The organism is Mycobacterium lehmannii (assembly GCF_002245535.1).
Lineage (GTDB): Bacteria > Actinomycetota > Actinomycetes > Mycobacteriales > Mycobacteriaceae > Mycobacterium > Mycobacterium lehmannii.
In genome coordinates this window covers 1-6,444 of sequence record NZ_NKCN01000054.1, presented here as the reverse complement: position 1 = coordinate 6,444, position 6,444 = coordinate 1, and the positions used below count along the sequence as shown (strand labels likewise).

The 6,444-nt window shown below is 68.8% G+C and carries 9 protein-coding genes and 1 pseudogene; all 10 read right to left on the bottom strand.

The features are described from left to right. Nucleotides 1-126 precede the first annotated feature (126 nt). Nucleotides 127-390: pseudogene (locus CEX87_RS26680) on the bottom strand (DUF7280 family protein); the annotation flags it as partial. A 376-nt stretch (nt 391-766) separates the two neighbouring features. Beyond that, a complete protein-coding gene (locus CEX87_RS26675) occupies nt 767-1,123 on the bottom strand; it encodes a helix-turn-helix domain-containing protein (RefSeq protein WP_006247669.1) in 357 nt (118 codons plus the stop codon). Next, on the bottom strand, nt 1,120-1,509 hold the full coding sequence (locus tag CEX87_RS26670; RefSeq protein ID WP_006247670.1) for a hypothetical protein: 390 nt from the start codon (nt 1,507-1,509) through the stop codon (nt 1,120-1,122). Before CEX87_RS26670 ends, CEX87_RS26675 begins: the two co-directional genes overlap by 4 nt. Nucleotides 1,510-1,671: 162 nt before the next feature. Next, a complete protein-coding gene (locus CEX87_RS26665; protein ID WP_011767738.1) occupies nt 1,672-1,947 on the bottom strand; it encodes a hypothetical protein in 276 nt (91 codons plus the stop codon). 68 nt (nt 1,948-2,015) lie between these two features. Then, nucleotides 2,016-2,474: a hypothetical protein gene (locus CEX87_RS26660; RefSeq protein WP_084032452.1), complete on the bottom strand. Its 459-nt coding sequence runs from the start codon at nt 2,472-2,474 to the stop codon at nt 2,016-2,018. A gap of 382 nt (nt 2,475-2,856) precedes the next feature. Beyond that, nucleotides 2,857-3,516 (bottom strand): hypothetical protein, encoded by a 660-nt coding sequence (locus tag CEX87_RS26655; RefSeq protein ID WP_006247561.1) that lies wholly within the window; start codon nt 3,514-3,516, stop codon nt 2,857-2,859. 389 nt (nt 3,517-3,905) lie between these two features. Continuing rightward, a complete protein-coding gene (locus CEX87_RS26650) occupies nt 3,906-4,391 on the bottom strand; it encodes a hypothetical protein (protein WP_006247562.1) in 486 nt (161 codons plus the stop codon). A gap of 79 nt (nt 4,392-4,470) precedes the next feature. Continuing rightward, nucleotides 4,471-5,046, bottom strand: a complete 576-nt coding sequence (locus CEX87_RS26645) for a hypothetical protein (RefSeq protein WP_011767741.1) — start codon at nt 5,044-5,046, stop codon at nt 4,471-4,473. 373 nt (nt 5,047-5,419) lie between these two features. Next, entirely contained in the window at nt 5,420-5,707 is a 288-nt protein-coding gene (locus CEX87_RS26640; RefSeq protein WP_006247564.1) for a hypothetical protein, read from the bottom strand. A 77-nt stretch (nt 5,708-5,784) separates the two neighbouring features. Further along, nucleotides 5,785-6,324: a hypothetical protein gene (locus CEX87_RS26635; RefSeq protein ID WP_084032608.1), complete on the bottom strand. Its 540-nt coding sequence runs from the start codon at nt 6,322-6,324 to the stop codon at nt 5,785-5,787. Between the last annotated feature and the right edge of the window lie 120 nt (nt 6,325-6,444).

Genomic DNA, 6,444 nt, shown 5'->3' with positions numbered 1-6,444 from the left:
GAACAGGCCCTACCGGAGCACACAGGAAAAGCTGGACAGACCAGCAGATACTCCCTGCCCACCACCCGCAGCGCAGCAAAACTCAGCGCCGATACACCTCAACAGGGCCGATCCACGGATCGAGGCTTAGGCGTGCTGCATCCAGGTTCGGATGGTGTCGAGCAGGTCGGTGGTGGTGCTGGTGTCGACGACGGTGATGGGGGCCGTGGCTCCTGCGGGATTGCGGTAGGTGCCCTGGGCCCGCTCGGCGGCGATGTCGTCCCAGGTGATCTGTCCGACGCGGTTCTGGGCTTCGATCATGGCGTCGAGGAGGCAATCGACGGGCTGGTCGATGGTGGCGATGCAGTCGGTGGTGATGATGGCGGTGGTGATGGACATGACGTTTCCCCTTTCGGTGCGCTGCCGGTCAGCGCTGGGGAGCGGTCAATCGGGTGAGGGTGGGCGGTCAACCCCGAAGAGCCGACGGCGCACGGAGCAGGGTTTTCGGCCCGCGAGCGGCAGCGAGCTTGATAAGGCCGAAAAGGTCACTCGGCCTGCGGAGTTCGGCGTCGGTGTGGGTTGATCCGGTCGGGCCCCCGGCCGATTAGGCTGCGACCCCTGCTGACGGTTAAAGGTGAGTAGCTACCCAACCCACGCCCGCCGCAGGCGGGCATCCGTCGGTCGCACCTAGTGCGCCGGCGCATCGGGGCCGCAGCGCCGGGCTCGACGATGAACGAGGGCACCACGCCAGCGTCGCTCGCTGACGGGTGCCCTCGGGTGCGATTGGTTACTGCTCCGGTGGCGCTGCGTCGGCCAGGGTGGCGAGGTCGAATTCCAGGTCGCGGTCTCCGACGGTGACGACGATGCGTGCGTTGGCGCCGGCGGCGGCGACGTAGCTGGACAGGGTGGACAGCAGAAGGTCGTGTTGGCGTTCGACTTTGGACACCGCGGCTTGTCCGACTCCCAGGCGTCGGGCGAGTTCGACTTGGGTGAGGTCGGCGGCGCGGCGGATCAGCGCCAGGTTCATGGCGTAGGCGCGGTCGTCCTCGCGCATCTGCTGGCGGATGTGGGCGACGCGCTCGGCGCGGTCGGGGTCGGCGAGCAGCTTCTTGAGGCGGGCCCCGCCGCGATCTTCAACAGTCATGATTGGGTGTCCTTTCTGCGTTTCCAGGTCTCGATGGCGGCGTCGGCTCGGGTTCCGACGCTGTTGTAGAAGGCGTTTCCGATGCGGGCTTTGTCGCCGGCGAAGAGGGCGATGACGGCGTGTTCGTCGTCGGGGAACCACACGATGAGCCGCACGGCGATGTCGGGGTCGTAGGGGTGGGCCAGTCGCCAGACGGGATAGGTCTTGGATTGACGAACGCGGCGCAGGTGGGCGGTGTCTTCTTCGGGTGCGTCGGTGAGTTCTTGGAGGTGCTGCAGTTGTGCGGTGATGTAGTCGAGTCGGCGGGCGCTGATCGGGTCGTTGTGGGCGTGATCTTCAAGCCGATCGAGCCAGGTGTTGAACTCGTCGGACCAGTCGATCAACATACGTTGATACTACTCTGAGGGAATACGCCTTGCAACGCATATTGTGGGTGTGGAGCGGTTCGCATTGTCGGGCCTCCGTGGTCGAGATGTGTTGGTGCAGAGCTGTTGTCTGGACTGCGGAGCCGGGCCCACCAGGTGGCGGTGGGCCCGGCCCCTGACGTCTCAGGTGCGTTCGTCCTCGATGACGCGGTGAGCGATGTGGTAGGCGGCTCGGGTGTTGCGCAGGCTGTCGGACAGGAACGAAGCGATGTCGTCGCCTTGGGGGTTCTCGGCGAACTCGGTGTCGTAGACGTGTGTGCTGGTCAAGGTGGCCAGCGCCTGCTGTGCGCGGGTGAGGGCGTTGATGGCGTCGACCAGGCTGCCGTCGAGGGCCAGGCGGCCTCGGTCGATCTCGATTGCCCAGTCGGCCTGCCAGTCGGCGTCGTTGGTGTTGGTCATGGTGGGTCCTTTCAGTGGGTGGATGGGGCCGGGCCCGCCTGGTGGTGGCGGGCCCGGCCGCAGATCGGTTATGCGGCGACGGGTTCGGTGGTGAGCACGTCGTCGATGGCCTGGTGGAGGTCGTCGTAGGCCAGGGCCAGGGGTGCGTGGTCGATGGTGAGGGTCCACATCGGTTCGTCGCCGATTCCGGCGGTCAGGGTGTAGGTGTGGGCGCCAGTGGCACGGTAGGACCAGGTGCCGGGCACGGCGTGGAAGGTCAGGTCGCCGGCCCGGACTTTCTGGATGCGGGTGTCGGGGGTGGTGTCGAGGTCGGGTGAGGTGGCTTCGATGGCGGCCAGGAGTCCGTAGTCGTCGTTGGCGAGCAGGACGAGGTGGTGTCCCTGTTCGGGGCTGTACTCGTGGACGGTGGTCAGCTGGATCGGTCCGTGGTTGTGGTGCAGGTTCCGGGTGATGCCGTACTGCTGGTGCTGGATGCGGTCGGCGGCTTCGGCGAGAAGGTCGAAGGCGAGTTCGAATGCGTGGTCCATTGTTGTTCTCCGTTTCTCGTGGTGAGTGGTGCGCCGGTCAGCGCTGGGGAGCGGTCAATCGGGTGAGGGTGGGCGGTCAACCCCGAAGAGCCGACGCCGGACGGAGCAGGGTTTTCGGCCCGCGAGCGGCAGCGAGCTTGATAGGGCCGAAAAGGTCACTCGGCCTGCGTAGTTCGGCGTCGGTGTGGGTTGACCGGTCGGGCCCCCGGCCGATTAGGCTGCGACCCCTGCTGACGGTTAAAGGTGAGTAGCTACCCAACCCACGCCCGCCGCAGGCGGGCATCCGGCGCCCGCCAGGGCGGCCGCCAGCACGCGGTGGGTCGCTGTAGGGCGGCCGGCCACCGGTGGATGTCGCGGTGGCCGGCTCGCCGGGACAGTGTTTTTAGATGAGCCCGATGAATCCGGACCCGATGGTGTTGGCCTGGGCCGTCCGTGCTTCGACGTCCTGGTCGATCTCCTCGCGCGCCTCGGCGACCATGATGGCCAGGCCGGGGGGAGCGTCAGCGGTGATCGGCTCGTCGGGGTCGGCGTAAAAGTCCCAGCAGGAGGCGACGTATCGGCCGTCGGGGGCGACGACGGTGTAGCCGTAGACCTCGCCGTTGGCCCAGGCGTCGTAGGCGGCCACGGTGCCACGTGTGTAGTCCAGGGGTGCTGTCGCGTCGGCGGGCGCCCAGGCCAGACCGTCGATGCTGCGGTAGCGGTCGGCGCTGGGCTCGGCGGTGCCGTAGCGGTCGCCGCTGCGGGTGACTTCCAGGATGCCGGTGAGTCCGCGGGTCAGCCACAGGTAGCGGCAGAGGGCGGCCGCGGACCGGTACTCATGGTCGTTGAGGGAGTCATTGGCGGCGGTGTGCTGGCGCAGCAGGGCGGCGACGTCATGGGCGGCGTCGCCCAGTTGAGCGCTGATGGTGCGGGCGGTGCCGAGATAGACGAATCCGCCGTCGTCGCTGTAATCGGGTGCGGCGGCGTCGATGTCGTAGTACAGGGCGATGACGTAGGTGCCGGCGGTGGTGGGTACGGCGATCTTGTCGAACGGGTCAAACATGGTGGGTCCTCACTGTTGGTGACCGGCGGTGCGCCGGTCAGTGCGGCCGCGTCATGGACCGTGGGGTGGGGCGGGTCAACCCCGCAGAGGCCGCACCGGGACGGAGCAGGGTTTTCGGCGTGCGCGAGCCGGGCGCGACAGCGCCTTCGGCGAGTTGGCAGCGCCGAAAAGGTCACTCGGCCTGTGCAGTTCGGCGCGGGTGTGGGTTGAGCCGGCTCGGGGTCCTGCGGTCAGGCTGGGCGGCTGCTGACAGGTAGATAGGTGACGGGTTACGGATATCGGACGTTCGCCAAGCGCCCCGGAGGGGTGCTGCGGCGGGCGGCTAGGACCGGAGGAAAAGGGGGGCCCGGTCACCCTGCGGTGGGTGACCGGGCCCGCGGTGCTGAGTTTTAGTCCCAGCTGGCGGCGATGGTGTCGATGGCGTCGGGGATCGAGGAGTGCGGGATCGCTTCGGAGAGGCGGTCGAGCTCGTCGGCGGTGAGGGCGCGCCCGGCCCAGCTGCTGGCTTGTTCGGCGGTGATGAGCTCGGCGGGTGCGTCGAGGGCGTCGGCGAGCATCGTGAGCAGTTCGGCGCCGGTGGGGAGCGGCAGATTGTCGGCGTGGTCGCGGAGCCGGGCGCATTCCTTGGGCTGGCTGCAGGCGCATTCGGAGTTGGTGGCGCTTAGATCGCGGTAGGTGCTGTCGAGCGGGTGGCCGTCGACGCTGGGGCCGTCGACGATCCAGCGGGTGCCGTCGTCGGAGAGCCGTAGGTGCACTGCCACGGTCTGTTCGATGAAATGTGTTGCTGGCGGGTCAATCTGGTTGTAGTAGTGGGCGTTTCCGTCGCGTCGCAGGGGTGTCGTCTCGCCTGCGGGGGTGGTGGCGTGCTCGCTCATTGTCGGGTCCTTTCGGTGGTGCGGGAGGGGAGGTGCCGGCGGCCGCGGTGGGTTGGCGGCGGCCGGCGTGGTGTGGGTGTTAGGCGCTACGGGTGCCGCGGCGCCGCCGGGACGGTGCGGGTGCGGGTTCGAGGAACTCGGCGATGTGGGTGGTGGCGGAGTCGATGCCGGCGAAGCGGGGGTGCTCGGTGTCGAGGTCGTCGGTGCGGAGCTGCCATAGGGGTGCGCCGTCGAGGCGGTATTCGGGGCGCAGCTGGTAGAGGTGGCGGCCAACAGCGGCGTAGCTCCAGGGGTCCAGGGGGTTGATCGGTTCATCGGTGACGACGGGTGCGGTGTGGGTCCAGAGCAGGCCGCCGCCGCGGAAGTGGCGGGTGCGTGCGGAGATGGAACGGCCGAGGTCGGGGTGTGCGGCGCTGGATTCGGCGCTGGCCTGCAGGACTCCCTGGGGGTCTCGGGCCCAGACCTGGGCGGTGGAGCCCCAGGTGTGGTTGCGGCGGTGCGCGGTGATGGTCAGCCCGTCGGGGATGCCGTCGGGGTGCAGTTCCTCGTGGCCGGGTTCGACGAAGTAGAGCAGGTCGGTGGCGATGGCGGCGAGGCGTTCGCCCAGCCAGTAGGTGTGGCGGCCGCCGGCGAGGAGGTCGGTGTGGGTGGTCATGGTGTTCTCCGTTCGTGTACGGGTTGGGTGCGCCGGTTAGCGCTGGGGGTGCGGGGGACCGGCGGGGTGGCGCGCGCAACCTCGAAGAGGCCGTGACGAGCGGAGCAGGGTTTTCGGCCCGCGCGAGCCGGCGCGCAGCGCCCTGGCGAGCTGGCATTGGGCCGAAAAGGTCACTCGGCCTGCGGAGTTCGGCGCGGGTGTGGGTTGCGCGTGACGGGGCCTCGTCGGTCACACTGGGCGACCCAGCTGAACGGTTAAAGGTGAGGGGCTACGGACCACGCCCGCCGCAGGCGGGCATCCGCCGGTCGCACCTAGTGCCCCGGCGACCGCGCACGGCGAAGACACCACACCGCGCCGGTGTGGTGTGCGGGGGTTACGGCGTAAAGGGGTGGGGGCTGTCGTGGTGCAGGCAGGCGAGGAGCTCGGCGGTGCCGGTGTGGTCGGGGCTGCCGTCGACGGCATGGCCGGTCTGGATGATGGCGGCGATGTCGGCTCCGAGGTGCAGTGTGTAGCGCGGCCATTCGTCATCGCCGGCGCGGGCGATCAGGGCCGCGGTGGCGGCCGTGAGCCGGATGCGTGCGTGGGCGGGGTTGTCGCCGAGACCGATGATGGTCTGCTCGCTGCGGTGGCCGCTGCTGGTCACTGCCCAGGTGATGGTCATGTTCTGATGATCGCCGCCAGGAGGCGGTGGCGGGAGGGGCCGCACTCCCGGTTGTGGATAAGTGCGGCCCCTGTGGATCACCGGGTCGGGCGGTAGCTGGCGTCGGTGGGATCGAAGCGGTGTTGGTCTCCGTCGAGGCAGACGACGGCGGCTGTTTTGTGGGCGAGTTGGAGGACCTCGACAGCGCTGCGGTAGGCGGCGAGGTCGACGATCTGGAATGTCACGGGCCGCATGTAGACCTCGACCCAGCGGATGGTGCGTCGCTTGTCGGGGGTGAGGGCTTCGCGGCGGGTGACGGCGTAGGGCGGGCGTCGGGTCCAGTCGACGCCGATGGCGGGCCCGTCGTAGGGCTGTTGGTCGCGCGGGGCGAGGTTGTCGGGGAGTCCGGCCAGCGCCTGGCGGGCGGCTCCGAAGGCTTCCAGCACGCCCTGGGCTGCTTGGGTGTTGAAGAAGGTGAACAGGATGCGTCCCCAGGTGAGGGTGACGCGGGCGATGTCGGTGTGGGCGTGATGGACGCTGATGTCGGGCTGTTGGGCGCCGCGCAGTCGTACGTAGGCCTGGGAGATCGCTCCGGCGGGGATGCCGATGTGCGACTCGGGGATGGCGATCTTGGTCATGGTGTTCTCCGTTCGTGTACGGGTTGGGTGCGCCGGTTAGCGCTGGGGGTGCGGGGGACCGGCGGGGTGGCGCGCGCAACCTCGAAGAGGCCGTGACGAGCGGAGCAGGGTTTTCGGCCC

Coding starts and splice junctions, on each gene's coding strand:
- CEX87_RS26660 (WP_084032452.1), bottom strand. CDS start 2,474: ATGGACCACGCATTCGAACTCGCCTTCGACCTTCTCGCCGAAGCCGCC.
- CEX87_RS26675 (WP_006247669.1), bottom strand. CDS start 1,123: ATGACTGTTGAAGATCGCGGCGGGGCCCGCCTCAAGAAGCTGCTCGCC.
- CEX87_RS26640 (WP_006247564.1), bottom strand. CDS start 5,707: ATGACCATCACCTGGGCAGTGACCAGCAGCGGCCACCGCAGCGAGCAG.
- CEX87_RS26645 (WP_011767741.1), bottom strand. CDS start 5,046: ATGACCACCCACACCGACCTCCTCGCCGGCGGCCGCCACACCTACTGG.
- CEX87_RS26665 (WP_011767738.1), bottom strand. CDS start 1,947: ATGACCAACACCAACGACGCCGACTGGCAGGCCGACTGGGCAATCGAG.
- CEX87_RS26650 (WP_006247562.1), bottom strand. CDS start 4,391: ATGAGCGAGCACGCCACCACCCCCGCAGGCGAGACGACACCCCTGCGA.
- CEX87_RS26635 (WP_084032608.1), bottom strand. CDS start 6,324: ATGACCAAGATCGCCATCCCCGAGTCGCACATCGGCATCCCCGCCGGA.
- CEX87_RS26655 (WP_006247561.1), bottom strand. CDS start 3,516: ATGTTTGACCCGTTCGACAAGATCGCCGTACCCACCACCGCCGGCACC.
- CEX87_RS26670 (WP_006247670.1), bottom strand. CDS start 1,509: ATGTTGATCGACTGGTCCGACGAGTTCAACACCTGGCTCGATCGGCTT.